Annotated in this window: 23 protein-coding genes; 11 read left to right on the forward strand and 12 right to left on the reverse strand. The window is 41.7% G+C overall.

All coding sequences use genetic code 11. The features are described from left to right. Positions 1 to 2: 2 nt before the first annotated feature. The 7 genes from OFO12_RS01445 (at position 3) to OFO12_RS01475 (ending at position 7393) form a co-directional block, all read left to right on the forward strand. Complete coding sequence (locus OFO12_RS01445) at positions 3 to 1274, forward strand: uracil-xanthine permease family protein (protein ID WP_270859677.1); 1272 nt, start codon at positions 3 to 5, stop codon at positions 1272 to 1274. 251 nt (positions 1275 to 1525) lie between these two features. Then, complete coding sequence (gene nrfH / locus OFO12_RS01450; protein WP_270869212.1) at positions 1526 to 1963, forward strand: cytochrome c nitrite reductase small subunit; 438 nt, start codon at positions 1526 to 1528, stop codon at positions 1961 to 1963. Between the two features lie 21 nt (positions 1964 to 1984). Next, a complete protein-coding gene (locus tag OFO12_RS01455) occupies positions 1985 to 3664 on the forward strand; it encodes an ammonia-forming cytochrome c nitrite reductase subunit c552 (protein ID WP_270869213.1) in 1680 nt (559 codons plus the stop codon). Positions 3665 to 3805: 141 nt separating this feature from the next. Continuing rightward, positions 3806 to 4987 carry a tryptophan synthase subunit beta gene (gene trpB, locus OFO12_RS01460; protein WP_270859680.1) on the forward strand — a complete coding sequence of 394 codons (1182 nt, stop codon included), beginning with the start codon at positions 3806 to 3808 and terminating at the stop codon, positions 4985 to 4987. Further along, complete coding sequence (gene trpA / locus OFO12_RS01465; RefSeq protein WP_270859681.1) at positions 4980 to 5726, forward strand: tryptophan synthase subunit alpha; 747 nt, start codon at positions 4980 to 4982, stop codon at positions 5724 to 5726. The genes trpB and trpA overlap by 8 nt, the downstream gene beginning before the upstream one ends. Before the next feature lie 12 nt (positions 5727 to 5738). After that, on the forward strand, positions 5739 to 6845 hold the full coding sequence (locus OFO12_RS01470; protein WP_270869214.1) for a hypothetical protein: 1107 nt from the start codon (positions 5739 to 5741) through the stop codon (positions 6843 to 6845). Positions 6846 to 7006: 161 nt separating this feature from the next. After that, on the forward strand, positions 7007 to 7393 hold the full coding sequence (locus OFO12_RS01475; protein WP_270869215.1) for a hypothetical protein: 387 nt from the start codon (positions 7007 to 7009) through the stop codon (positions 7391 to 7393). Positions 7394 to 7505: 112 nt separating this feature from the next. Here OFO12_RS01475 and OFO12_RS01480 read toward each other — a convergent pair whose 3' ends face one another. Next, positions 7506 to 9413, reverse strand: coding sequence for a hypothetical protein (locus OFO12_RS01480; RefSeq protein ID WP_270869216.1), 1908 nt, complete (start codon positions 9411 to 9413; stop codon positions 7506 to 7508). Positions 9414 to 9561: 148 nt separating this feature from the next. On the opposite strand from OFO12_RS01480, the gene OFO12_RS01485 reads away from it, so the two are divergent. From OFO12_RS01485 to OFO12_RS01500, 4 genes are all read left to right on the forward strand, one after another. Next, the gene (locus OFO12_RS01485) at positions 9562 to 10140 is read left to right on the forward strand and encodes a PAS domain-containing protein (protein ID WP_270869217.1); all 579 of its coding nucleotides are present in this window, start codon (positions 9562 to 9564) and stop codon (positions 10138 to 10140) included. Positions 10141 to 10605: 465 nt separating this feature from the next. Further along, entirely contained in the window at positions 10606 to 11223 is a 618-nt protein-coding gene (locus OFO12_RS01490) for a hypothetical protein (protein WP_270869218.1), read from the forward strand. Positions 11224 to 11231: 8 nt separating this feature from the next. Next, positions 11232 to 11825, forward strand: a complete 594-nt coding sequence (locus tag OFO12_RS01495) for a hypothetical protein (protein ID WP_270869219.1) — start codon at positions 11232 to 11234, stop codon at positions 11823 to 11825. Positions 11826 to 11844: 19 nt separating this feature from the next. Further along, the gene (locus tag OFO12_RS01500; RefSeq protein ID WP_270869220.1) at positions 11845 to 12018 is read left to right on the forward strand and encodes a hypothetical protein; all 174 of its coding nucleotides are present in this window, start codon (positions 11845 to 11847) and stop codon (positions 12016 to 12018) included. A 274-nt stretch (positions 12019 to 12292) separates the two neighbouring features. On the opposite strand, the gene serC is transcribed toward OFO12_RS01500, so the two are convergent. From serC to pth, 11 genes are read right to left on the reverse strand one after another with little or no spacing between them, the layout of a single operon-like run. After that, a complete protein-coding gene (serC, locus tag OFO12_RS01505) occupies positions 12293 to 13378 on the reverse strand; it encodes a phosphoserine transaminase (protein ID WP_270869221.1) in 1086 nt (361 codons plus the stop codon). A gap of 16 nt (positions 13379 to 13394) precedes the next feature. Next, positions 13395 to 14564, reverse strand: a complete 1170-nt coding sequence (gene xseA, locus OFO12_RS01510) for an exodeoxyribonuclease VII large subunit (RefSeq protein ID WP_270869222.1) — start codon at positions 14562 to 14564, stop codon at positions 13395 to 13397. After that, positions 14557 to 15273: a bifunctional demethylmenaquinone methyltransferase/2-methoxy-6-polyprenyl-1,4-benzoquinol methylase UbiE gene (gene ubiE, locus OFO12_RS01515; RefSeq protein ID WP_270869223.1), complete on the reverse strand. Its 717-nt coding sequence runs from the start codon at positions 15271 to 15273 to the stop codon at positions 14557 to 14559. Before ubiE ends, xseA begins: the two co-directional genes overlap by 8 nt. A gap of 8 nt (positions 15274 to 15281) precedes the next feature. Beyond that, positions 15282 to 16700 (reverse strand): CYTH and CHAD domain-containing protein, encoded by a 1419-nt coding sequence (locus OFO12_RS01520; RefSeq protein ID WP_270869224.1) that lies wholly within the window; start codon positions 16698 to 16700, stop codon positions 15282 to 15284. Positions 16701 to 16748: 48 nt separating this feature from the next. Beyond that, positions 16749 to 17159 carry a Fur family transcriptional regulator gene (locus OFO12_RS01525; RefSeq protein WP_270859690.1) on the reverse strand — a complete coding sequence of 137 codons (411 nt, stop codon included), beginning with the start codon at positions 17157 to 17159 and terminating at the stop codon, positions 16749 to 16751. A gap of 55 nt (positions 17160 to 17214) precedes the next feature. Then, entirely contained in the window at positions 17215 to 19065 is a 1851-nt protein-coding gene (gene dxs / locus OFO12_RS01530; protein ID WP_270869225.1) for a 1-deoxy-D-xylulose-5-phosphate synthase, read from the reverse strand. Further along, a complete protein-coding gene (hisC, locus tag OFO12_RS01535; RefSeq protein ID WP_270869226.1) occupies positions 19065 to 20165 on the reverse strand; it encodes a histidinol-phosphate transaminase in 1101 nt (366 codons plus the stop codon). The genes dxs and hisC overlap by 1 nt, the downstream gene beginning before the upstream one ends. Next, positions 20165 to 21241 (reverse strand): prephenate dehydratase, encoded by a 1077-nt coding sequence (pheA, locus tag OFO12_RS01540; protein ID WP_270869227.1) that lies wholly within the window; start codon positions 21239 to 21241, stop codon positions 20165 to 20167. Before pheA ends, hisC begins: the two co-directional genes overlap by 1 nt. After that, positions 21241 to 22446 (reverse strand): diaminopimelate decarboxylase, encoded by a 1206-nt coding sequence (lysA, locus tag OFO12_RS01545; RefSeq protein WP_270866703.1) that lies wholly within the window; start codon positions 22444 to 22446, stop codon positions 21241 to 21243. Before lysA ends, pheA begins: the two co-directional genes overlap by 1 nt. Before the next feature lie 47 nt (positions 22447 to 22493). After that, on the reverse strand, positions 22494 to 23540 hold the full coding sequence (locus tag OFO12_RS01550; protein ID WP_270859695.1) for an LptF/LptG family permease: 1047 nt from the start codon (positions 23538 to 23540) through the stop codon (positions 22494 to 22496). Next, positions 23537 to 24094, reverse strand: a complete 558-nt coding sequence (pth, locus tag OFO12_RS01555; RefSeq protein ID WP_270869228.1) for an aminoacyl-tRNA hydrolase — start codon at positions 24092 to 24094, stop codon at positions 23537 to 23539. Before pth ends, OFO12_RS01550 begins: the two co-directional genes overlap by 4 nt. Positions 24095 to 24100 lie beyond the last annotated feature (6 nt).

Genomic DNA, 24100 nt, shown 5'->3' on the forward strand with positions numbered 1-24100 from the left:
AAATGGCAGAGAGGTATGAAGGCTACAATTTTAGGCTAAAAGATTCGCTTTTAGGCGTGCAATTTTTATTCGTAGCATTTGGCGCGCTAGTTCTTGTGCCGATTTTGACAGGACTTGATACTAATGTCGCGCTATTTACAGCTGGTATCGGAACGCTTGTGTTTCAGCTTTGCACGAGAAAGCAGGTCGTGCCGATATTTTTGGCTAGTTCGTTTGCATTTATCACGCCGATAACTTTCAGTGTATCTCAATGGGGTGTGAGTGCGACAATGGGCGGATTAATGGCGGCAGGTTTGCTCTATGTCGCACTTAGCTTTGTGGTTAGATACAAGGGCGATGGCTTCATACACAAGCTCTTGCCCCCAGTCGTCGTGGGTCCTGTCATCATCGCAATCGGCCTAATCCTAAGCCCGACAGCTGTGAATATGGCTATGGCAAAGGATATCGACGCAATCCCGCAAACCACTGCGCTTATCATCGCTTTTATCTCGCTAATCGCCACGATAATCGCAATAATGTTTGGCAAGGGTATCATCAGGCTAATACCGATTTTATCTGGTATTTTTGTAGGATACATCGCCTCGCTATGCTTTGGGATCGTGGATTTCTCGCCCATTAGCAACGCAAAGTGGTTTTCCGTGCCAAATTTCAGCGCACCAAGCTTTAATCTAAACGCGATTTTATACATGCTTCCAATCGCCATAGCCCCTACAATCGAGCATATCGGCGATATTTTAACCATTAGCAATGTAACAAAGGAAAATTTCTTAAAAAACCCAGGACTTAAAAGCACACTTTTGGGCGATGGTTTAGCGACCACGGCAGCTGCGTGTTTTGGTGGTCCGCCAAACACCACTTATAGCGAAGTTACGGGCGCTGTGCGCTTAACCAAAGCCTTCAACCCAGCCATTATGACATGGACAGCCATAACTGCGATTTTACTTGCATTTGTGGGCAAACTAGGCGCATTTATCGCCACAATCCCGGTGCCTGTCATCGGCGGAATTATGATTTTGCTCTTTGGAATCATCGCTTCTGTGGGCATGGAATCTCTCATCAAAGCCAAAGTCGATCTGTCAAATCCGCGAAACATGGTCATAATCTCGCTAATCTTGGTCGTTTCAATCGGCGGGTTGGTGCTGGATTTTGGTTTTGCTAAATTTAGCGGAATTGGCCTTGGAGCAATCGTGGGCGTGGTTTTAAATTTAGTTCTACCAAAGGTCGATAAAATCGAAGAAATGGACTTCGAGCAGTTAGAAAGCGACGAAGAATAAACTCAAAATTTAAAGATAAATTTGCAAAAATTTATCTTTAAATTCCTACTAAAATTCCAAATAAAACAAAATTTGTAATAAATTATAATTATGTAACATTTTAAGCAAATTTATTGATTTAAATCAATAAATTTTTACTAAATCGTGCTAAAATACCAACTTAACAAATTTTAAATGAAAGGAGTGCTTTGATTACTAACAAATCATCACAGAAAAAGCCTTTTTCTGTAGCCGGCCTCATTCTTTCAGCCTTGATAGGCTTAGTGTTTGGCTTCGGTGTTTTTACATTTGTCTATGCAGACGGCCTAGTGCATCTTAGCAAAGATCCAATCGCCTGTAAAAAATGCCATGTCATGAACCAAGTCTATGAGAGCTGGGAAAAAGGTGGTCACCAGCATGTCGCTACTTGTGGTGATTGCCACTTGCCACACGACTTTGTCGGCAAATGGCTAATGAAAGCAGAAAGCGGTCTTCACCATGGCTATGCTTTTACTTTCAAGGACAACCCGGTAGCTTTTTCAGCTAGCCCTAAGAGCAAAGCAATCGTGCAACAAAACTGCATTGAGTGCCATAAAGAGTATGCTGAACCAGCGATTCACGCTAAACAAGCAGGTGGCTCAGATGTCCAAAACGAAGCCCTTAGTTGCGTATCTTGTCATAGACAAGCCGGACACGCCCATAATTATTAAAATTTAAATAGGAGTACCATAATGAAAAAACTTTTTGCTACCGTTTTTGTCATCGCGGCACTTGCAGGTGCTGGCGTTCTAGCGCTTTTCGCTGACATTAACAGTAAAAAAAATGAGGATAGAGAATATCCACTAATGCTTACCAAGAACGACGACACTGTTCCAAATATCCAAGAGTGGGGTAAAAATTTCCCAAGCCATCTTGATATGACTTTGAAAATGAAAGACATAAATTTCGAGACTGATTGGGCTGGTTCATTACCATACTCAAAACTTCGCCGCTTCCCAGCTGCTAGCGTGTTTTGGAAGGGCTATGCATTTGCGGTAGATTACAATCGCCCAAGACTTCACTACTATTCACAAATAGATCAAATGGAGACAAAACGCAACAACAAAGAGTATCTAAATTCTCACGGATTGCCTAAATTTAACGGCCAACCAGGATATTGTATGAACTGTCACAGCGGTCATATCATGGCTATAATGAGCGATCCTGATTACAAAGAATTACACGATCCAGCTACTCGCCCAGAGTCATTTAACCAACCAATGGGTTATTTCGACAATGACAAAGAAAATGGCGTATTCAAAAAAGAAGCATGGACAAAAATGAACTCTATCCCATACTTCGATGTTGTTAAAATGATCACTAAAAAACACGGTGAAGATCCTCACGGCGGCGCTCAACTAGGTTCAGCCTGTGCAGACTGCCACCACCCAGATGATATGAGTTTGCGCGTAACTCGCCCAGGATTTGTAAATGCAATGGTTGAGCGCGGTTATGAAGCAGATCCTAAATCAGGTATCAAAGGCACAAGAGTCGAGATGAGAAACTATGTTTGTATGCAATGCCATGTCGAATACTATCCAGGCATGAACTCTACACTAGTTTTCCCATGGGCTAAATGGAAAAAAGATGAGCCTTTCAAAATCGAGAATTTCGATGAATACTACGATGAGAAAGCTGCAAATGGTCAGTTCAAATTCGACTACAAACACAAACTAACTGACGCTCCAATCGTAAAAATGCAACACCCAGAAGCAGAGCTATACTCTACAAGTATCCACGCTAGAAGTGGTGTAACATGCGTCGATTGCCACATGCCATACAAACGCGAAGGTGCTAAGAAAATCACAAATCACACTATCCAAACACCTTATGCCGACATCACTGGTGCTTGCAAAACTTGCCACATGCAAAGCGAGCAAGAGCTAAAAGATAGAATTTCATTTATCCAAAATCGCTATGCGTTCGAGCTTAGAAAATGCGAAAACAACCTAATGGCATTTATCCAAGATGTCGTTACAGCACGCGAAGAGCTAGCTAAACACGAGCAATTCTCAGGTCTAGATGCTGACGCTCAAAAAGCAGCTATCAGCGAGGCGCTAAAAGATGTTCTAGCTTACCACAGAAAAGCTCACATCCGCTGGGACTTCGGATTTAGCGAGAACAGCTACGGATTCCACGCTCCACAAGAAGCAAGCAGAATCGTAGGCCAATGCCAAACTATCGCAAGAGAGGGTCAAGCAGCACTTGTTAATGCCCTAGCTCCATACGGTATCACAATCGCTCTACGCCAAAACGCAGACGAGATTCCTGAGCCAGAGGTTATCACATCTCACAACTACCCAACAGCGATTGATCCTTCTGATAAACTCAAAAAACTTGACGAGGATATCAAAAATATGAATTTCAAATAATCTTTGATTGATTGAAATTCAGCTGCCCCGAGCAATCGGGGCATTTTTTTTACACCAAAATTCCAAAATTTAACATTCATAAAAGCACTATTTAACGCTAAATTTTGTATAATCGCCAAATTTTATTTTTGAAGGACGCTTATGAACGCAAAGGCATATTTTGGCGCATTTGGAGGGCAGTTTGTCCCAGAAACTGCGATGTTTGCGCTAGAAGAGTTAGAGGAAGCTTACAATAAAATTTCAAAAACCAAAGAATTCCAAGACGAGCTAGCAGATTTGCTGAAAAACTACGCCGGTCGCCCTAGCCCGCTTTACCACGCTACGCGCCTTAGCGAGCATTACGGGCATGAGATTTATCTCAAACGCGAGGATCTAAACCACACTGGCGCGCACAAAATCAACAACGCCCTAGCCCAAGCATTGCTCGCCAAAAAAATGGGCAAAAAAAAGGTCATAGCAGAAACCGGCGCAGGTCAGCACGGCGTGGCGACTGCGACAGCTGCGGCGCTTTTGGGCTTGGAGTGCGATGTGTATATGGGCGAAACAGATGCCGCTAGACAGCAGTTAAACGCATTTCGTATGAAGCTACTCGGCGCAAATTTAGTCACCATTTCTGACGGATTAAAAACGCTCAAAGAGGCCACCACAGCGGCAATTCAAGCATGGGTAAATGAGATTGAAAGCGTGTTTTATGTCATCGGCTCGGCTGTGGGACCGCACCCATACCCTGCTATGGTGCGCGATTTTCAGCGCATTATCGGCGATGAAGCCAAAGCACAAGCCACAGAACTTGGCATAAAGCCTGATTTCGTCATCGCCTGCGTGGGTGGCGGAAGCAACGCGATTGGAATTTTCACTGCGTTTTTAGACGATGAGAGCGTAAATTTAATCGGTGTCGAAGCCGCAGGTCTTGGCGTAGATACACCTTATCATGCTGCGACTATCACAAAGGGCAAACCCGGCATAATCCATGGCATGAAAACTATCGTTTTACAAAACAAATACGGCATGATCGACCCGGTCCATAGCATTTCAGCAGGGCTTGATTATCCGGGTGTGGGCCCACAGCACGCGCATTTGCACGATATCGCTCGCGCCAAATACGCCGCCGTCACAGACGATGAGTGCATAAACGCACTTAAACTTTGCTCGCGTTTAGAGGGCATTATCCCTGCGATTGAGAGCTCGCACGCCCTAGCCTATCTCGAAAAACTCTGCCCAAATTTGAAAGAGAAAAAAACCATAATCGTAAATGTCAGCGGACGCGGTGATAAGGATATGAACACCGTAATGAATTATCAAAAAGGAACAATCTATGGATAAGATAGCAAGCGCATTTAAGGGCAAAAAGCCAAATATCGGCTACATCGTCGCAGGATACCCAAGCGTAGCACACACGAAGGAATTTTTATCAAATTTAGACGCTGGCGCGCTTGATTTGCTAGAAATCGGCATACCATACTCAGACCCAATCGCCGATGGCAAAGATATTTTTAACGCTAGTTTTAGCGCCGTGCAAAATGGCGTTACCACCGACACGGTGTTTGAAATTTTAGGCGAAGTAAAGACGCAAAAACCGCTAGTTTTTTTGGTGTATTACAACCTGATTTTCGCTTATGGCGTGGAAAAATTCATCGAAAAATCCGCGCAGTGCGGGATTAGCGGATTTATAATCCCTGATTTGCCATTTGAGGAAAACGAGGAAGTATTTGCTCTGTGCCAAAAATTTAACCTTGCCCTAATCCCGCTAATTAGCGTTACTAGCGAGCATAGAGCCACGCGCCTTTTAAGCAGGGCGAGCGGATTTATATATGGCGTGGGCGCAATCGGCGTAACAGGCACGAAGCAAACCCCGCTAGATAGGCTAAAAAACATGGTCGCCGACCTGCATAAAATGAGCGATTTGCCAGTGGCTATTGGCTTTGGAATTCGCACCAAAGAAAATGTTTCAGAAATCAAATCCTTTGCCGACGGCGCGATAATCGGCACTGCGATTGTGAATTTGTGCGCGAAATTTAGTGGCGCCGAGCTACAAAAACAAATCGCAAATTTATTTGAATAAAGAAAGAAAAAAATGAGAAAACTACTTTTAATCTTACTTGCAAATTTCGCCCTCGGGGCAAATTTATTACAATACGAAATTTTCAACAACGACGATAGCGTCGATATCGTGCTCTCTTTCGACTCGTCGTATGAGCCAGATATCACGCGCACGATCGACGGGCAGTCGATGAGCCTAGTGCTAAAAAACCTAGGTAGCGAAGAGAAATACAACGAAATGCGCACCAACCAAAAGGTTTTGCGCGGATTTACTATCGCGCCTAAGGGCAACAATGTCGAAATCAACTTCCCCACAGGGGCGAATTTAATCGCAAATGCGATTTCGCAAGACGCGAAATTAAAGCTCTCGATCAATATCAAAAACCCGAATTTCGACCAAAGCCAAATGAGCGTTTCGCCTAGCCAAAGCGAAGTCGAGCAAGAAAAGCCAAGCTCAAATTCTGGCCTTGGCTGGATACTGCCTAGCATTGTCATTTTGCTACTAATCGGCGCAGTAATGGTGCTCGTGCGCAAATTTAAGGGATTTAAAGGGCGCAAAAGCATAGATGATACTTGGGAGCAGTTCAACTCATCTGTGCTAGAACGCCAAAACAGCGGCGAGAGCGAGGATACAGGCGCGCAAGGTGGTGAGCATAGCTATGAAGCGCGGGCGAATTTCGACGATGAAATCAGCGACGAAGTAGCGCAAAACATCTCCTTCACCCAAGAGAGCGAAAAATCGTGGCAAGAACTAGCCCAAAGCGACGAAATAGAGGAAGCAGTAGCGGAGGAATACGAACCGCGTGGCGATAAATTTGACGATGAAATGCAAGATGAAATAGAAGAAGATTTTGAAGAAGTCCCACAAAACAGCGCTTCTCAAAATACTGCGCCGAAAAACAGTGCGCCACAAAGCTCGTTTAGCTCGGAGCTTAAAGAGCGTTTGGAGGCTAAAAGCGATAAAATTTCGGCCTTTGAAAGCGTTTTGCGAAATGAAATCAAAGAGAGCGTGAGCACAAGTCCTAGCGATATCGGCGTCGAGTTTGTCAAAGAAATCGACGAAAGTAGCACCGCTGTGGTGTTGAAATTTAACGGCAAAAAACACCTTGTCGTGCTAAAAAACTCAAATATCATCGAATAATTCTAAATTCAGGGCGAAATTTGGCCAAATTTCGCCTTTTTTATCTTTTTAAATTTCAAAATTTTAAAATTTTTTATTTTTCAAATTTACTCCCTAAATTCAGCACTTTTTAACGGGGGAGGGGATAGAATACGCAGTAAAATTATTCTAAAGGAGCAATAATGCACGAAAAATTGAAAGAATTTATTGATTTGTGGGAAAAATTGCTGACAGAAAATAACCCAAGTGTAGTTGAAAAATTGCCTGAAACCCCTATGGAATTGTTTGAAGATTATCGCAGAACAGCCGAGAAACATAATTTTGTATATTACACTTACGATTGTAATGGTGGCAATATAGTAATTTGGTATGATGACAAAGAAAACCTTTACAAAATCGACACAAACACTAACGATGAAAATTTGCAAGGAATGTCGGACAATTTAGGTATAACAAAAGCTAGAACCTCAATCGAAGCATTGTGGCAAGTAAAATATGATATAGAGTTGTTAGAAGAAAAACACAGAGAATTCATTAGAGAATTTGATGAAATCGAGGAAGAAGAATAATAATAAAATAAAATAACGAAAAGACAAAAAAAATTAAAGCCTTGAATTTTTAAAAAACATGTTAAAATTCAAGGCAAATTTTAAAATTTCACAAATTTAACCAAATTTCACACTATTCTAAATCCTGCTTCTTTTTCACGGCCTCGTAAATTTCATCTACACTGGTTAAATTCTGCTCGATAAATTTTTGCGCGCTTTGGCGAGTTTTGCGCCCGAAAATCCCGTCTTGCTTGGCTCCGACAGCCTTTTGGATAAAAAGGATTTTCTCTTTTTGACTGATATTTGCGCTATCGTTTGCGTCGCGGATTATCACGACGCTGTAATTCCCCTCGTCCTTTATCGCCACGGGCGCGCTCGCAGTATTTTCAGAGCCAAATTTCGCGCACAGCTGGCTAGCTAAATTTTCAAATTTGCCCGCAAGTGCGATTTTTGGGACGCTGTTTTTAGCCACCAGCGCCCCATACACGCCCCCTGCTAGCACAAAAACAGCCAAAATTTTCGCAAATTTCACAAACGCAGGGCGATTTCGCAGACTTCTGCGATACCCGCTTGGGATTTCGCGCTGTTTTATCAGCGTCCAAACGCTACTTAGCCCCCACAGCACCGCACCACACACGCCCGCAGCCAGAGCGAAAACACACAACGCGCCCAAAATCCCCACTAGCGCGCTTTTACCAAACGCCCCCGCCATAAATCCACACGCCCCAAGCGCGCCTAACACCCATACTATCGCACCTAGCACGCCCCACACAGCGCGCGAGTGCATAGGCGAGACCCTATCTAGACAGCCCCTTATCATCGCGCTCATATTTCGCGCCATTTCATCGCCGATGAAGCCCTCGCATGAGCGTTTTACGATATTTGCAGCCTCGTCCTCGCTAGGATTTGGCGCGCTAGCGATTTTTTTCATCGCGCTATCAAGCACGGGCTGAGCGGAATATTTCTCGAAAAATCCATAAGCCTGACGCGCGCTCATACCGCCTTGGGATTGAATTTTGACTAAATTTATGGCGTCATCGGCGAATAAATCATCGAAAATTTTAGGCTTTATAAAGATACTAAGCGGATCGCCAAAGCCCACCAAAACATAATTTTTATCAAAAATTTCAAACCTTAGCTCGACCACCTTGCATTTGCCGATATATTCGGCCTCGCACGCACTTTCGCTAAGCTCTTCCCCGCTTTGGGTAAAGGCGATTTTGCTAGCAATGAATTCTAAATTTTGCGCGCACAAATACGCCAAAAATTCATCATTATAAGCGATTTGGCGCAGTCCGATTCTAGCGCTTGCACTTGCATTTGCGCAAACGCTTCTAGTGCGGATAAAAAAGCCATTTCCCGCGCATACTTCGCAATCGCTCCAACCAGCCCCGTCGCAGGCTTTGCACTTCAATTTCCCCGTGCCAGCGCATTTTTGGCACTCTTCATAGCCCGCGCCACCGCATTTTTGGCAGGTTTGCACGCCCTCGACCATTTTGGTAGAGCCGTCGCTTTGCTCCATAATATATGTGGCTGGGATCTGACCTGCGCCTGCGCAGACAAAGCAGGGCTGTTTGCCCGCACCCTCGCATGCTGGGCAATCTTGCGTGCCTGAACCTGCGCATTTTTTGCAGGCGATTTTGCCTTCTTGGGCGCATTTTTCGCAACCCTCATAGACGCTAAATGGGCTAAATGAATAATACCTTTGCTGTGCTTGCGCGCTTGCGATTGCCGAATTTGCGCCCTCTCTTAGCGAGCTAAGCAAAATTTCATGCAGTTTTTGGCTGTTTTTGGCCTCACTCATACACTCGCTTGCATGCGCTTCAAACCCCGCTCTATCCTTGCCAAAATGGATTGAGGCGTTTTCTCCACCGGCTACGACCTCATCGCTAAATTCGCCGTCAAATTCCCATTTAATGGAAATTTTGACCTCGCTAGGGAAAAAGTCCCCCCTAGCATTTCGCAAATCGCTAGCTTTGGCAGAGTTTTTGTCGATTAAATTTCGTAATTTTTGTATCAGTGCTTCGTATATTTCGTCCATTTCATCGCCTCAAATTTAATCCCTAATTATAATCAAATTTTGCTTTATTATTTTTCAAATTTCGCCCCAAGGCGCAACTAGGATAAAAATTTTGTTTTATAAGCAAATTTAAATTATAATCGCTTTATAAAAAAGGAAAACGGACGAAATGAAAAAACCAACCCCCAAAAACGAAGAAATTCGCCTAGAACCCGATCGCTACATCGTATCCAAAACCGATACCAAGGGCTTTATCACCTTTGCCAACACCTATTTTTGCTATATTTGCGGATACAGCGCCGATGAGCTTCTAGGCTCGCCACACTCGATTATACGCCACCCAGACATGCCACGCCTCGCCTTTAAAATGATGTGGGACGAGATAAATCAAGGGCATGATTTTATCGCGCTAGTTAAAAATTTAGCCAAAGACGGGCGGTATTATTGGGTGATGACAGAGTTTCGCCCATACCGCGATCCCCTAAGTGGCGAGATTTACGAGCATACCGCATATCGCAAGGCTCCGCCTCGCTCTGCGATTGAGACAATCGCGCCGATTTATGCCAAGCTTTTGGAGGCTGAAAAAACAGGCGGAATCAAGGCTAGTAAGAAAATTTTGGACGAGATTTTAGCTAGCAAGGGCAAAACTTACAAAGAGTGGATTTTAGAGCTGACACTACGCAAAGATACATTTACCGATAATTTTTTCCGCACGATGAGAAATATCTTTAACCGCGGCGAAATTTGAAATTTTGCATTATTCATTGTCGTTGTAAGGAACAATAGCGATAAGGCAATTCAAAACGGCGAAGCCGTAACGAAAAATAAAACCAGCTAAATTTTAAAAAGCGTTGCTTTTTAAAATTTAGCCACTTCTAAGGTTTTACAGGGGAAATTCGCACGGAGCAAAAGGCGCGAACAGCGCTTTTGCGTGCGAATTAAATGCAGGGGAAGGGGCGCGACCTCGCAAAATGAGCGTAGCGACGGCGACAGCCGGCATTTCTTGCGAGCGAAGCGCGCGCGAAGCAGAGCAAACAAGCGCGCCCTCCCGTTTACGGAGAATTTCAAAATTTTGCCTAAAATTTAAAAAATCGTTCAATGCTAAATTTAAGTAGAATTTTGCAAAATCGCAAATTTAAATAAATTCGTATCGTAACTAAACGATACTGACCGAATTTGAATTTGCAAAAGAATTTTATAAAAAGGATTAAATTTGGGTAGAGAAATATATATCTTAAATTTAGAAAAAATAAGAAAAAAGTTAATGTTAAATTTTTTGATAACAATTTTTTTATTTTTGATTTTTTTATATTTTATTTCTACTTTAAAAGTTGAATTTATCATTAAATATATCTATTTTGTAGTTTTAATGTTGGCGTCTTTGTTTGTTTTGCAGGGAAAATTAAATTTGCTTTTTACCGATAAAGTTATCTTTGATGATAAAAGTTTAACTATCGTCAAATTTAATAAAGAGTATAAATTCGATTATAGCACGATAAAATTTATCATTAGAAATGAAATTAACGGCAAAAGTAAAATAAATTTTTACAACAATTCAAAATTAATTTTAGCACTAGATATGCAAGATTTGTCAAAAGAAATTTTTAATGAATTTGTTGAATTTATCGCTAAATTCACAATTTTAAACCAAGAAATAATCACAAAATCAACTTATGGTGAGTTGTTAAATTTGGTTGATGATGAAAATTTATCGGACAATAATCCAAATTTAAACTACATTATAAAAAAAGATTTTTATCAAAAATATGGATTTTTGGTATTTGTTTTTGTTTTGTTTATAGCAATTATTACTTTGATATTATCTAAATAAGGAAAATTATGGAAGAAAATTCTGAAATAGATATAGAAAATTTAAAATTTGAAAACGATGAAAATTTAGAAAAAGAACTTTTAGAAAAATATGATATTAAGCTTGATAGCGATGAGAGTGTGTTTTGTAAATTTAAGTGCTCGTTAAGATTTATTTCTACGCTTAAAATTATTGGGTATCTCTTGTTTCTTTATTTTTTTATTGTTATTTTTTTAAATGAAAGACTTTTTTTGCAAATTTGTGCTGGTTTTTCTTTTTTGATATTTTTAGCAATAATTTACCACGAGATAATGAATTTTATAAATCAGGGATTTTATGTAACAAATAAAAATTTAATCACTTTTGGTGGCAAAAAAATTCCGTTAGACAATGTATATTTTCTATACAAATCTAGTGCTTTTTTTACATTTATTGGGTTTTACAATAAAAATTTATACATACAAGATTGTTATTGTGATAAATCTAACGAGTTATTAAATTTTATTAATGCTTTATACTTTGTTTCGCATAATGAATATATATTGCAATTTGCTTGGGATAATAAATCGCAACAAAAAGCAAAATTTGACAAAATAAATAAAATCAAGTTAATAAAAAACTAATTTTTTTAAAGGAGCAAAAATGCCAGAAAACAATTTAACAACCAATAACAACAACTCTAACAACGAAGAAGTAAGATTTCTTACAGATGAGGATTTTTTGAAAATTCCAGGAATTTATTTTGACACAGCAAGTACTTTGTTGTGGCGTTTCACGCCTCGCAATGACAGCAAATTTGCATACTTTAAATTTTAAAGTCGTAGATTGCTTCGTCGCTATCGCTCCTCGCAATGACATAGCGAGCAAAATTTGCATAATCTGTCATTGCGAGAATTTGCGTAGCAAATTCGAAGCAATCTACGAATTAAAAATTTAAAGTCAGTTTTTTTGCAAAATTTGCTTAAATTACTTCGCGCGTTGCGCTTACAATAAGAATAAATTCGGCGCAGTATTTTGAAGTTTGCGCTAGCGGAATTTGGAGAAAATGGCTAAATTTAGCCTTTGCCAAATTTAGCCCAAATTTTAAAATTTAGCCGTTTTTACGGGCGAATTCGTTCATAAACTCCACGAGAGTTTTGACATTTTGCGCTGTGATTGCATTGTATAGCGACGCGCGGATTCCGCCTAGCACGCGGTGTCCTTTGAGCCCAATCATACCAGCCTTGCTAGCCTCATCGATAAATTTCGCCTCAACCTCAGCCCCGCTTGCGATATTAAAGCTAATATTCATCAGGCTTCTGCTATCTGCTCTCGCATGTCCAGCGTAAAATCCGCCGCTCGCGTCGATTGCCTCGTATAAAATCGCAGCCTTTTGCTCGTTGCGCTCAGCCATTTTAGCTAGACCGCCGATTTCGTTTTCGATCCACTCTAACATCAAATCAAGCATATAAATTCCAAAGGTATTTGGGGTATTATACATAGAATCGGCGTTTGCTTGGGTTTTGTAGCGCAAAATCATAGGGGTGCGAGTATCATCGGCCCTATCTAGCAAATCCTCGCGGATTGCGACCATTGTTACACCTGCTGGACCGCCGTTTTTTTGGATACCACCATAAAACAGCCCTACGCTTGAAATATCCACAGGCCTAGAAAACAAATCGCTCGAACTATCCACGACTAGCGGGCATTTGCACTTCGGTAGAGCCTTATACTGCGTGCCATAAATCGTATTATTCGAGCAAATGTAGCCATAATCGGCGTCGTCGCTGAATTTCACCTCTGGGATATGGTCAAATTTGCTCTCTTTGCTACTTGCGATTACGCGGTGATTTATGCCTAAAATTTCCGCCTCTTTTATGGCTTTGTTCGTCCAGTTGCCGGTGTTTGCGTATTCGGCGTAGCCTGTTTTTGTCATGAGATTCATAGGCACTTGCGCGAACTGCAAACTGCCGCCGCCTTGCAAAAACAAAATTTTGAAATTCTCGCCAAAGCCATAGAGCCGTTTTACGCGCGCCATTGCGCTATGTAGGACTTCCTCGAAAATTTTGGTGCGGTGAGAAATCTCGATAATCGAATATCCATGACCCTTGTAGTCGGTAAATTCGGCCTTAGCGTGCTCTAAAACGCTTAGCGGGATCGTGCTAGGACCAGCGCTGAAATTAATAACTCTACTCATTTTGCCTCCTTGAAATTTAATCTAATATTTGCGCCACTTTTTTAGCATTTTGCGATACAATCGCGATTTTATCGCCACTTTGTAGCTCTTCTAGGCTGATTTTTTTGCCATCTTTTTGGATTTGCACTAAATCTTTGGTAAGCTCAAAATAGCTTGCTTTTTGTTTTAAAATTTCGTTTTTTAGCTCAATTTGGTGAGTTAAATTTGCAAATTTGGCGTTGATTGTGTTTTTAAATTTAATCTCTAAATTTTGCAAATTTAATAAATTTTGCGTGATTTTGGTATCTACGGACTTGCTTTTTAGCTCGAAATATCGCATTTTAAGCTCACTATGCAAATTTGCGATTTTTTCGTTTATAAATTTTTTCAAATAATTTTCCGCGCCGTCTAAATTCTGATAAAGCGTGGAAATTTCAGGCAATAAATCCACCATAGCCGCTGTTGGCGTGAGCGAGCGATGATCTGCGACAAAATCGCTTATGCTAAAATCTATTTCGTGCCCCACAGCCGAAATTATCGGCGTTTGCGCTGCGTAAATTTCGCGAGCGAGCATTTCGTCGTTGAAGCACCACAAATCCTCTTTGCTACCACCTCCCCTTGCGATGATAATCGCGTCATACTGGACGCTATCAGCCCTGCGTAGTGCCGATATGAGCGAGCTTGGCGCGCTAGTTCCTTGCACCAAAGAGTTGTAAATATCGATTTTAAGCATAGGAAATCTATCGTTTGCCACTCTAAGCATATCCGCGCACGCAGCCGATCCAGAGCTCGTAATAAGCGCGATATGGCGCGGAAATTTCGGAAGCGGTTTTTTGCGCGACGCGTCGAAAAGCCCCTCGCCAGAGAGCTTTTCTTTAAGCGCATTAAAGCGCATTTCTAGCTCGCCAGCCCCAGCTTCGCGCATTTGCGTTACTTGGATTTGATACGCACCTGAGGCTGGATAAATCGTAAGTTTGCCCGTTAGCACGACACGCATGCCGATTTTTGGCGTGAAATTTAGCTTTTGATTGGCGAAGCGAAACATAGCGCAATTAAGGGCTGAGTTTTCGTCTTTTATCGTAAAATACCAGTGTTTGCTTATGCTTTGCTCGCTAAATTTCGAGATCTCGCCCTCGACCTCGATGCCAGCAAAGGTCGTTTCTAGTAGCACTTTGGCCTTTTCATTGACTTCGCTGACGCTAAGCATCACGCACCTTTTTGGCGATAAAAAGCGTGCTCACATCGAAGCTAAATCCCTTTATCACAAGTGGCTCAAAACCCGAATTTATGAGCTTTTCTTTGAAGCTTACGGTGTCTAGGAAATTGCCGATTGAACTTGGCAAATACTCGTAAGCTTCCTTATTTTTCGAAATCGCCCCACCGATTAATGGCAAAATTTTGCTGACATAAAAATCGCGCATTTTAAATACTAGCCCGCCGTTTTGGGCTTTGGTAAATTCTAGCACCACGACTAAGCCACCTGGCTTTATCACGCGGTTAAACTCGCGCAAAGCTTCATCTAAGGCCACTACATTTCGTATGCCATAGCTGATACTTACGATATCCACGCTAGCGTTTTCTAGCGTCGTTTGCGTCGCTGTTGCCGTGATGAAGGTGTGGTCTTTGAATTTCTCTTTGGCTACGCCTAGCATTCCCACGCTTGGGTCAATCCCTATGATTTGCTCGATTGAAACGCCGTGTTTTGGGGCTAATTCCTCCCAAATTTTAATCATATCGCCAGTTCCGCACGCTACATCGGCGATTTTTACGCTTTTGTTTTTGCAGTATTCAAGCGCCGCTCCCACGCCTGCTTTGCGCCACGAAGTATCCACGCCAAGGCTGATTGCGCGGTTTGCCTTGTCATAAGTAGGCGCGATTTCATCGAACATTTTTATAATTTTTTCTTGTTTTTCCACGATTTTTCCTATCTGTATATTTTGATTTTTGCAATTGCTTTTTTTATGGATTTTAAAAACTCATCTTTGTGAGCTAAAATCTCGCTTTTTAGGGACTTTGTCTTGGCAATTAGCTCGTTATTTAGAGCCAAAAGATATTTGAAACTCTCGTCGTTTTTATCGCTCGCTTTTTGATACATGGCGATGAAATTTTGCCAAATACTCACATCTTGGAGCGCGCCAAAGCTCTCTTGCGCGATTTTTACCTGCTTGTAAGCCTCGTTAATCCTAGCGCTATCATAAATCCTAGCGCAAAATTCAAGCTCGTAGCGGACCTTTTTTAGATAAATTCGCGCGTCGTGAAATTTGGCGATTTCGCTTTTTTCGTTTAATTCACCAATCACGCCTCTAAGGGCTTTTAACGCCTTGTTTAGGCGATTTGAGATAAATTTTTTGGCGATTTTTTCATACTCTGGGCTAAGGTAAATTCCGCCTAAATTTTTCAAAAAATCCTCAAATTTAGCCTTAAATTTATCAAATTCAGCGTCGCTTAAAGCTCTTTTTGTGCGCTCATTAATACTGCGCCCAAGCGCGTCCATCTGCGCTCCAAAGTGCGCTGGGGCGGAGTTTTGCACCAAAAATTTGCTAAATACTTCGATATCTCGCATTTGATTTGTTTTGCCAACGATGTTTTTGAGATGAGTTAAAATTTCATCAGTGATTTTTGACGCGAAAAGTGGAGCGAAAAATTTCACCATAACCCGCATTTTGCGCATTGCAATACGAAATTTATGAAGCGCTTCCTCATCTTTGGCGCACATATATTCATCGTGCGATTTTAAAATTTGCGAATAAATTTTAGCAAAAATCACGCCAGCACTTTGCGCGCTATCGGCGTATGGCGGGATTTGAAATTTCATATCGTCAAATTTTTCAAACACGCTTTTGGCAAAGCCATAATTTAGCTTTTCGCAAGGCTTGCCAAAACGCGCTAAATAGCGTGTTTTATAGCGAAAATCATCGCTGATATCTAAAAATTCGTGCTCGCCAAATGTTTTGATAAAATCAAACTTCTTGCTAGCTTCTTCGCTTTTGAAATTCGCAACTAGCGTGATTAGCGTAGATAGCCTACCAGAATAAATTTCTAGGTGAAAATCAGCCTGCGAATTCGCAAAACCATAACGGCATTTTTGCACCATTTCGCCCTGCATATCGGCCTTGGCTTCGCTAAAATCGTCTTTGGAAATTTTAAATTTCAAAGCCTCGCGGATGAGATCTTCTTTTTTATGATGAAGCGTAAAGGTATTGTTTTCGCAGACATAGTAAATTTCGGGCGAAAATGATGCATAAAACCAGCTGACATCGCTTTTGCGAAGTTTGACGCCAGCATCTTGCAATGCAAATAAAATCGCCCTATCATAAAGTAGAAATTTGCGCTTTGTCTTCATACCCACTCCAAAAATAAAATGGGTAATGATAGCAAATTTAAGCTTATATTACCTACAAAACTCGCAGTCTTCAACTGTGGCTGTGATATTTAGTTTGCGGACAAAATTTTTAAGCTGCTTTTCGACGCTGGTGCGCATATCGTCCATAAAAATATCGCCCATAAACATATCGCTGACATTTCCACATTTTTCGCAAACGACATGCATGTGCGGGGTGTTGTAGATATCGTATCTTGGCTTTTGGTTTGGAGTATTTACCTCGACAACCACGCCCTCATCAAGCAATCTATTTAAATTTTTATAAACCGTAGCAAGCGAGATTGATGGATAATCCTCTTTGATCCCGTCATAAAGCGAGTCGATATTTGGGTGCTCGTGGCGGTCTAGCACTTTTAGGATACAAAGGCGTTGTGGCGTGGCTTTAAGCCCGCAGTTTTTGAGCAAATCTACATGTGTCATAATGTCGTCCTTAGATAAAATTTACTCATTATATGCAAAAAATATTAAACTAAAATTATACTAATTGATAATTTTTTGTATTTGATATCACCTTTGCCAAATTTTGCGCGTCTAAACCTAGCGATTTCTCCACATCTGCGGTGCTTCCATGTGGCAAAAACTTATCCTCAAATTCATAAGAAATAATTTTTACATTTTGAATATTTTCCTCTTGTAAAAACGCGCCTAGTATTTCGCCCACACCGCCTTTTTTCATACTTTGGCTAAACACGAACCAAATTTTGGTTTTTTTCGCTAAATTTAGTAAAAATTCTCTATCTAGCGGCTTCACAAATACCAAATCAACGATATTTACGCTCATTTTATCATTTAGGATTTTTGCTACCTCGCACGCCTTGCCAGTGCTATCTCCATAACCGATAAATGCGATTTGGCTAGCCTCGCACTCTTTGATAAATCTCGATTTTAATGGCGAAATTTCAGGAATTTGCCCTAAATTTGGCTCCAAACTTTGCATTGTAAAGCTTCCGCGCGGATAGCGAATCGCCAAAATCCCCTTATGCTCGTGCGAATACCTCATCAAAGCCCTAAAACTCGCCTCATCGCACGGCGCACACATGCTTAAATTTGGAACCCCGTTAAATAGGCTGATATCAAACACGCCCTCGTGCGTCTCGCCGTCCTCGCCCACGATTCCAGCCCTATCCATGGCGATTACTGCGTTTAAGCCCATAAGCGCTAAATCGTGGATTACTTGATCGACCGCGCGTTGCATGAAGGTCGAATATATCGTAATGTATGGCCTAAAACCCTCTTTTGCCATTGCTGCCATTGAGGTTATCGCATGTTCTTCGGCAATCGCAACATCCCAAAATCTATCAGGGAAACGCTCAATTAGCGCGTCTAGCCCAGTCCCGCTTGGCATAGCAGCTGTTACGCCCACTACATCAGAGTGAGCCTGCGCTAGCTCTAAAAGGGCTTCTTGGTAAATTTTTGTAGCCGATTTCGCGCCCGATTTTTTCTTAAATTCGCCACTTTTTATGTCGAAAGCTCCCACACCATGCCAGTTGCCGTCGTCGTTTTCGCTGTTTTTATAACCCTTGCCTTTGATTGTTTGGATATGCACGATTACGGGCTTTTTAGCACTCTTTGCGACCTTAAATGCGCTAATTAGATCGCCTAGGTTGTGTCCATCAACGGGGCCGATGTATTCAAGGCCAAGCTCCTCGAAAAACATGCCAGGGATTATGAGTTTTAGCGAGTTTTCAAAGCGCCTTGCCATGTATGTAGCACTCTCTGGCGCGTGAGATAAAAGCTCTCTTATGCGCGATTTAAATTTTTGATATGTCTCGCCCGCCATCATTTGGCTAAGATACTTGCTAAATGCGCCGATTGGCTTAGAAATGCTCATTTTGTTATCATTTAGTATGATTACGCAAGGCAAATGCAAATCCCCTAGCTCGTTCATCGCCTCATAAGTCATGCCCCCACTCATCGAGCCGTCCCCTACTAGCACCACAGGCACCCTATCCTCGCCTTTGAGTTTGATCGCCTTTGCCGCGCCCACAGCTAGGCTAATCGAGGTGCTAGCATGCCCTGCTACGAAATAATCATGCGCGCTTTCGCTAGGCTTAGTATATCCGCTAAGTCCGCCAAATTTACGCAAAGAGCTAAATTCGTCCCAACGCCCAGTCAGAAGCTTGTGCGCGTAGCTTTGGTGGCTGACATCGAAGATAAATGGATCTTTTGCGCTATCAAAAACCACATGCATAGCCACTATCGCCTCAACCGCACCCATATTTGAGCTAAGATGACCGCCGTTTTGGCTCACGACTTCGACGATTCTGGTGCGAATTTGCTCACAAAGCTCGCTAAGTTCGGTTAGGCTTTTGTTTTTGATATCCACTATAACAACTCTTTTAAGGCTTTAAAAACGCGCGAATTTTGCTTCGGAAGCCCGATTGTAATGCGAATCGCGTTTAATCCATAACTCTTTAAATTTCGTAAAATTATACCTTGTCGCAAAAGTGCGTCGCAAATTTGGGTTGAATTTTGATTATCGCCTAGCATAAATGTTATGAAATTTGCATAACTTGGTAGAAATTTAATGCCGTTTTTGGTGGCGAATTTTTCAAATTTTTTCATCTGCTGAAAGTTGTTTTGCAAGGTCTTTTGCACAAATTTATCATCGCTAAGTGCCGCAATCGCCGCTGCTAAGGTCGGCGTGGTGATATTAAATGGCGGGCGCAGTTTATAAAGCGCGCTAATAATTCCACTCTCGCCAATTCCATACCCCACTCTCATACCACCAAGCCCATACGCCTTAGAAAATGTCCCAAGATAGAGGGCATTTGTGAAATGCGTGGCTATAAATTTAGGGTCAAGGTGCTTGTTTTTGTCCTTAAATGTGGCAAACTCGTTATAAGCTGCGTCGATGATGACGAGGGTATCCTTATCCACGCTAGCGATAAATTCGTAAATTTTCTCAGCGTCCAAACACTCGCCAAGAGGGTTGTTTGGCATACACAAAAATATCGCTTTTATCTCGTTTTTATGCGCCTCATAAAGCGATTTTAGCGCCTCTAAATCGTGCGAAATTTCTTTGGTTTTATAAATTTTGCCCTCGCAGTGCCTTGCGTAAATGCCATACATCGCAAAGCTTACGCCTGCTTGAAGTATCGCAAAACCCTTGCTAAGCACGCTGTGAAGGGCAAATTCGATGATTTGATCGCTACCTGCGCCGATTATGATATTTTCGCTTTTTACGCCAAATTTCGCCGCTAGCGCGTCTTTTAGCTCAAACATACTATCATCAGGGTAAAGATGAGCACAGGTGGCGCATTTTTTAATGGCTTTTTGCGCTTTTTTGCTAGATCCAAATGGATTTTCGTTGCTAGCTAGTTTTAGCACATCTTTTTTTTTCACGCCAAATTCGCGCACCACTAGCTCGATTGGCTTTCCAGCCTCGTAATTACTCAAATCGTCCAAAAATTTGTTAAATTTCATTATTCATCTCCATTTAAATAGCTTCCAAGCCAAGTTATTTCATGAGCGTGGCGAGTGGCGTTTTCTAGCACTCTAATTACACCCTCATCGTCGATATGCCCCTCAAAATCGATATAAAATACGCTTTTGAAATCGTGCGATTTAATCGGACGGCTCTCTAATTTAGTCAAATTTATCCCCTCATTGCGAAACATTTGAAGTAGCTCCACTAAACCGCCCGGTTTATCATCGGTTTTAGCCAAAATGCTGGTTTTGTTGCGGTCGCTTCTTTGGTTTTTGAAGTCGCTTAGCACGAAAAATCTCGTGCGATTGTTTGCATTATCCTCGATTTTTTCATACATTACAGGCACGCCATATAGCTCGGCTGCGATTTTAGAGCAAATCGCTGCTGAATTTGGAGTTTCAAGCGTGGCTTGGGCGGCTTTGGCAGTGGATTTGGTGGCTGTAAATTTAACCCCACTAAGCCCGTGATCATCTAAGAATTTCAAGCATTGATTATAGGCTTGTGGGTGAGAGAAAATCTGCGCAATCTCGGCTGTTTGCGTGCAGTTTGTAACCAAAGAGTGGTGGATATCCATATAAATTTCAGCTACGATTTTGACCTCTTGGTATTTGCGCAAACAATCCAGCGTAACGCCGACTGCGCCTTCGGTGTTGTTTTCTATGGGCACGACGCCGTATTTAGCCTCTTTGGTGATTAGGGATTTAAACACTGCCTCGATATTTGAGAGTGGCTCATAGGTGCTAATCGCGCCAAATCTAGCCTTGGCTGCTTGGTGAGTGTATGTGCCAAAAGGTCCCAAAAACGCTACGACTTGCGGTTTTTCTAAATTTCTAGAAACTGAGAAAATTTCAAAAAATATCGCCTCAATCGCCTCTTTGTTTAAATTTTTTAGCTTTACCCCATCGAGCCTAGAAATTATCGCACGCTCCCTTTCTGGGCGATACACGGCGCTTCCTGTGGTTTGCTTCAATTCGCCGATTTTTTTGACATAATCCATACGCAAATCAATCAAACGAATAATCTCATCGTCGATTTTATCAATCCCTACGCGTAAATCTTCTATGCTTTTCATCACTCTTCCATATATTTTTTTTCGTTTGCAACGAGATCCTCGAAACTCTCTCTGGCTCTGATTAAGCGATCCTTGCCCTCGCTAATAGCCACCTCAGCTGGACGCGGGCGCGTGTTGTAGTTGCTAGACATGCTAAACCCATACGCTCCTGCGCTTTTTATCACCAAAATATCGCCGTGGTCTAAATTTGGCAAATTTACATTTTTGGCTAAAAAATCGCCACTCTCGCAAATCGGCCCTACGATATCACAAAGCGAGCTTTCGCCCTCTTTTTGCACTGCTACGACCTCGTGATAGGCTTGATACAGGCTTGGGCGGATTAGATCGTTCATAGCTCCGTCTGTGATAACAAAGCGTTTGGCGCCGTTGTATTTCTCGTATAAAACGCTAGTGATAAACTCGCCCGCATTTCCTACGATAAACCTGCCCGGCTCGCATGTAATCGTAACATCTAACCCGCTTAAAACAGCCAAAATTCCTTGCGCGTAATCATACAAACTAACTTGTTTTTCGTCTTTATAGCGGATTCCAATCCCTCCGCCGATATCGAAAAATTTAATCTCAATCTGCGCTGCAAGCAGTTCGCGCAAAAGATCGCTTACGATTTTCGCCGCGTCGTGGATCGGCGAAATGTCAGTTAGCTGCGAGCCTATGTGAAAATGAATTCCAACTGGATTTAAAAATTCAGACTTTTTAGCGTAAAGATACATAGCGCGCGCATTATCAATGCTAACGCCGAATTTGTTTTCGTTAAGTCCAGTAGAAATGTATGGGTGGGTTTTGGCATCGACATTTGGATTTACGCGGATACTAATCCTAGCGGTTTTGCCCAAATTTTGCGCGATTTTTTCTAGGCGATACATTTCGGCTTCGCTCTCTAAATTTATATATAAAATTTCGCTTTTTAACGCCTCTTCTAGCTCGTAATCTTGCTTGCCCACGCCTGAATATATTATTTTATACGGATTTGCCCCAGCTAGTAGCGCGCGTCTGACCTCGCCGATACTCACACAATCAAACCCGCTTCCTAGCCTTACTAAATGTTGCAAAATGCTTAAATTTGAATTTGCCTTAATAGCGAAGCAAACTAGCGATTTGCGCGCTGCAAATGCACCTTTAAGCAATTCATAATTTTTCGTAATCTCGTCGAAATCATAAACATAAAGTGGAGAGCCGTATTTTGAGACTAAATTTTTGTAATTCATATATTTTCTTTCGGTAAAAAATTTTGCGCATTTTATCAAATTCGGACTTAACGATGCTTAAAAACCAGCCAAATCGCAAATACTAAAAGTAGCAAAATCGGCACGATAATGCCTAATTCTGGGAGTATCACGCCATTAAGCGAGAAGCGAATCAACACGAAAAACAGCCCCCACGCACACAGCGTAATGATAAAAAACCCAAAACTCATAAGAGCTAGGTTAAAAAACCTGCCAGTAATCGGGAAATAATAATAAAGGATTAAAATCATAATTGGCGCAAAAAGCGGGAAAAATATCATATTGTATAAATTTGCCTTGATTGAATTTACATTGACGCCTTGATTTGCGAAGGTTTTGATAGAGCGAATCGCGTCTTTAATCGAATATACATTGCTCGTATCATACACGCTTTCAATCGAGCTTGGGTTAAAGCCCCTTAGCATGGCTTCGTTTTGGATACTTTCCCTTTTCAACCCAGCCTCGCCAAGGCTTAAATTTGTAGGAATTTGGGTTTTTTCGCCCTCCCTAAATTTCCACTCTTTCGCGCTGTATTCGCCGTTTTTAGCCCAAATTCTACTTTGCAACTCGCTAGCGTTGATATCAAATGCTATCATCTCATCAGCGTGGTTTTGGTGAAGGCCATTGATATAGACATATTTGCCCTCATATTTGAGAAACATCTCGGGCCCTACCGGGGTAAAATCCGTCAAATTCTTTTGAAATTTCAAAGCATAGGCAAAAGGGGTGGTATTTAGATAAATATATCCTAGCGTGATAAAAAGCGATATCAAAAACGGCGGGATTATCAGGGCGTTTTTGCTCACGCCAAGGGCGTAAAAGCTGATAAGCTCGCTACTTCGAATCATGTTAAAAATCATTATAATCAGCGCAAAAATCAGGCTTAATGGCAAAATATAAGTAATCGCCACGCCAGCTGTTAGCGCCACATATAAAAGCCCTGTATTGGCGCTTTGCGGGAAGTCTTTGAGATTGGTTAAGACATCGATTCCCACATAAAAAAAGTCCAAAGCTACAAATAAAATAAAAAAATATTTAAGATAAACAAGGCTTACATATTTGGCATACAGCTTCATTGCACTACCTTTTTTATCGTGAATTTTTGCGAAATTTCATCTATATCGCTACGAATTAGCTCATTTACAGCCTTTTTGGCATACTCTAAAATTTGGCTTAGTTTTTCCGTATCATCGTCCCCAAATTTAGCCAAGACAAAATTTGCAGCGTCCCAGCCTTCTGGCTTTTTGCCCACGCCGATACGCACTCTTTCATATTCAGTTCCGATTAGATTGTCGATTGATTTAAGCCCGTTGTGCCCGCCAGCGCTTCCGCCAAGCTTAAATTTAATCGCACCCAAAGGCAAATCAATATCGTCGTGGATTACGATAACTCTATCAGGTTTGTAAAAATCGCAAACCGCTTTGATTGAATTTCCGCTTAAATTCATAAAAGTTTGAGGTTTAAGAAGTAGAAGTGAGCCTTTTTTATAAAGCTCACCCTGAAATTTCGCTCCGCTAACATCGCTAAAACCGCCATTGCTTAGCAGAGCGTCGATTAGCATAAATCCTACATTATGCCTAGTGTGAGAATACTTCTCCCCTGGATTACCAAGTCCGACGAGCAGTATCATAGCTCA

It is taken from the genome of Campylobacter sp. JMF_04 NA10, assembly GCF_027737655.1.
In the GTDB taxonomy this organism is placed as follows: Bacteria; Campylobacterota; Campylobacteria; order Campylobacterales; family Campylobacteraceae; genus Campylobacter_B.

Bases quoted from the DNA above. Each gene is read 5' to 3' on its own strand.
- OFO12_RS01445 (WP_270859677.1), top strand. From the start codon at position 3: ATGGCAGAGAGGTATGAAGGCTACAATTTTAGGCTAAAAGATTCGCTT.
- OFO12_RS01455 (WP_270869213.1), top strand. From the start codon at position 1,985: ATGAAAAAACTTTTTGCTACCGTTTTTGTCATCGCGGCACTTGCAGGT.
- trpB (WP_270859680.1), top strand. From the start codon at position 3,806: ATGAACGCAAAGGCATATTTTGGCGCATTTGGAGGGCAGTTTGTCCCA.
- trpA (WP_270859681.1), top strand. From the start codon at position 4,980: ATGGATAAGATAGCAAGCGCATTTAAGGGCAAAAAGCCAAATATCGGC.
- OFO12_RS01470 (WP_270869214.1), top strand. From the start codon at position 5,739: ATGAGAAAACTACTTTTAATCTTACTTGCAAATTTCGCCCTCGGGGCA.
- OFO12_RS01475 (WP_270869215.1), top strand. From the start codon at position 7,007: ATGCACGAAAAATTGAAAGAATTTATTGATTTGTGGGAAAAATTGCTG.
- OFO12_RS01480 (WP_270869216.1), bottom strand. From the start codon at position 9,413: ATGGACGAAATATACGAAGCACTGATACAAAAATTACGAAATTTAATC.
- OFO12_RS01485 (WP_270869217.1), top strand. From the start codon at position 9,562: ATGAAAAAACCAACCCCCAAAAACGAAGAAATTCGCCTAGAACCCGAT.
- OFO12_RS01495 (WP_270869219.1), top strand. From the start codon at position 11,232: ATGGAAGAAAATTCTGAAATAGATATAGAAAATTTAAAATTTGAAAAC.
- OFO12_RS01500 (WP_270869220.1), top strand. From the start codon at position 11,845: ATGCCAGAAAACAATTTAACAACCAATAACAACAACTCTAACAACGAA.
- serC (WP_270869221.1), bottom strand. From the start codon at position 13,378: ATGAGTAGAGTTATTAATTTCAGCGCTGGTCCTAGCACGATCCCGCTA.
- xseA (WP_270869222.1), bottom strand. From the start codon at position 14,564: ATGCTTAGCGTCAGCGAAGTCAATGAAAAGGCCAAAGTGCTACTAGAA.
- OFO12_RS01520 (WP_270869224.1), bottom strand. From the start codon at position 16,700: ATGAAGACAAAGCGCAAATTTCTACTTTATGATAGGGCGATTTTATTT.
- OFO12_RS01525 (WP_270859690.1), bottom strand. From the start codon at position 17,159: ATGACACATGTAGATTTGCTCAAAAACTGCGGGCTTAAAGCCACGCCA.
- hisC (WP_270869226.1), bottom strand. From the start codon at position 20,165: ATGAAATTTAACAAATTTTTGGACGATTTGAGTAATTACGAGGCTGGA.
- pheA (WP_270869227.1), bottom strand. From the start codon at position 21,241: ATGAAAAGCATAGAAGATTTACGCGTAGGGATTGATAAAATCGACGAT.
- lysA (WP_270866703.1), bottom strand. From the start codon at position 22,446: ATGAATTACAAAAATTTAGTCTCAAAATACGGCTCTCCACTTTATGTT.
- OFO12_RS01550 (WP_270859695.1), bottom strand. From the start codon at position 23,540: ATGAAGCTGTATGCCAAATATGTAAGCCTTGTTTATCTTAAATATTTT.
- pth (WP_270869228.1), bottom strand. From the start codon at position 24,094: ATGATACTGCTCGTCGGACTTGGTAATCCAGGGGAGAAGTATTCTCAC.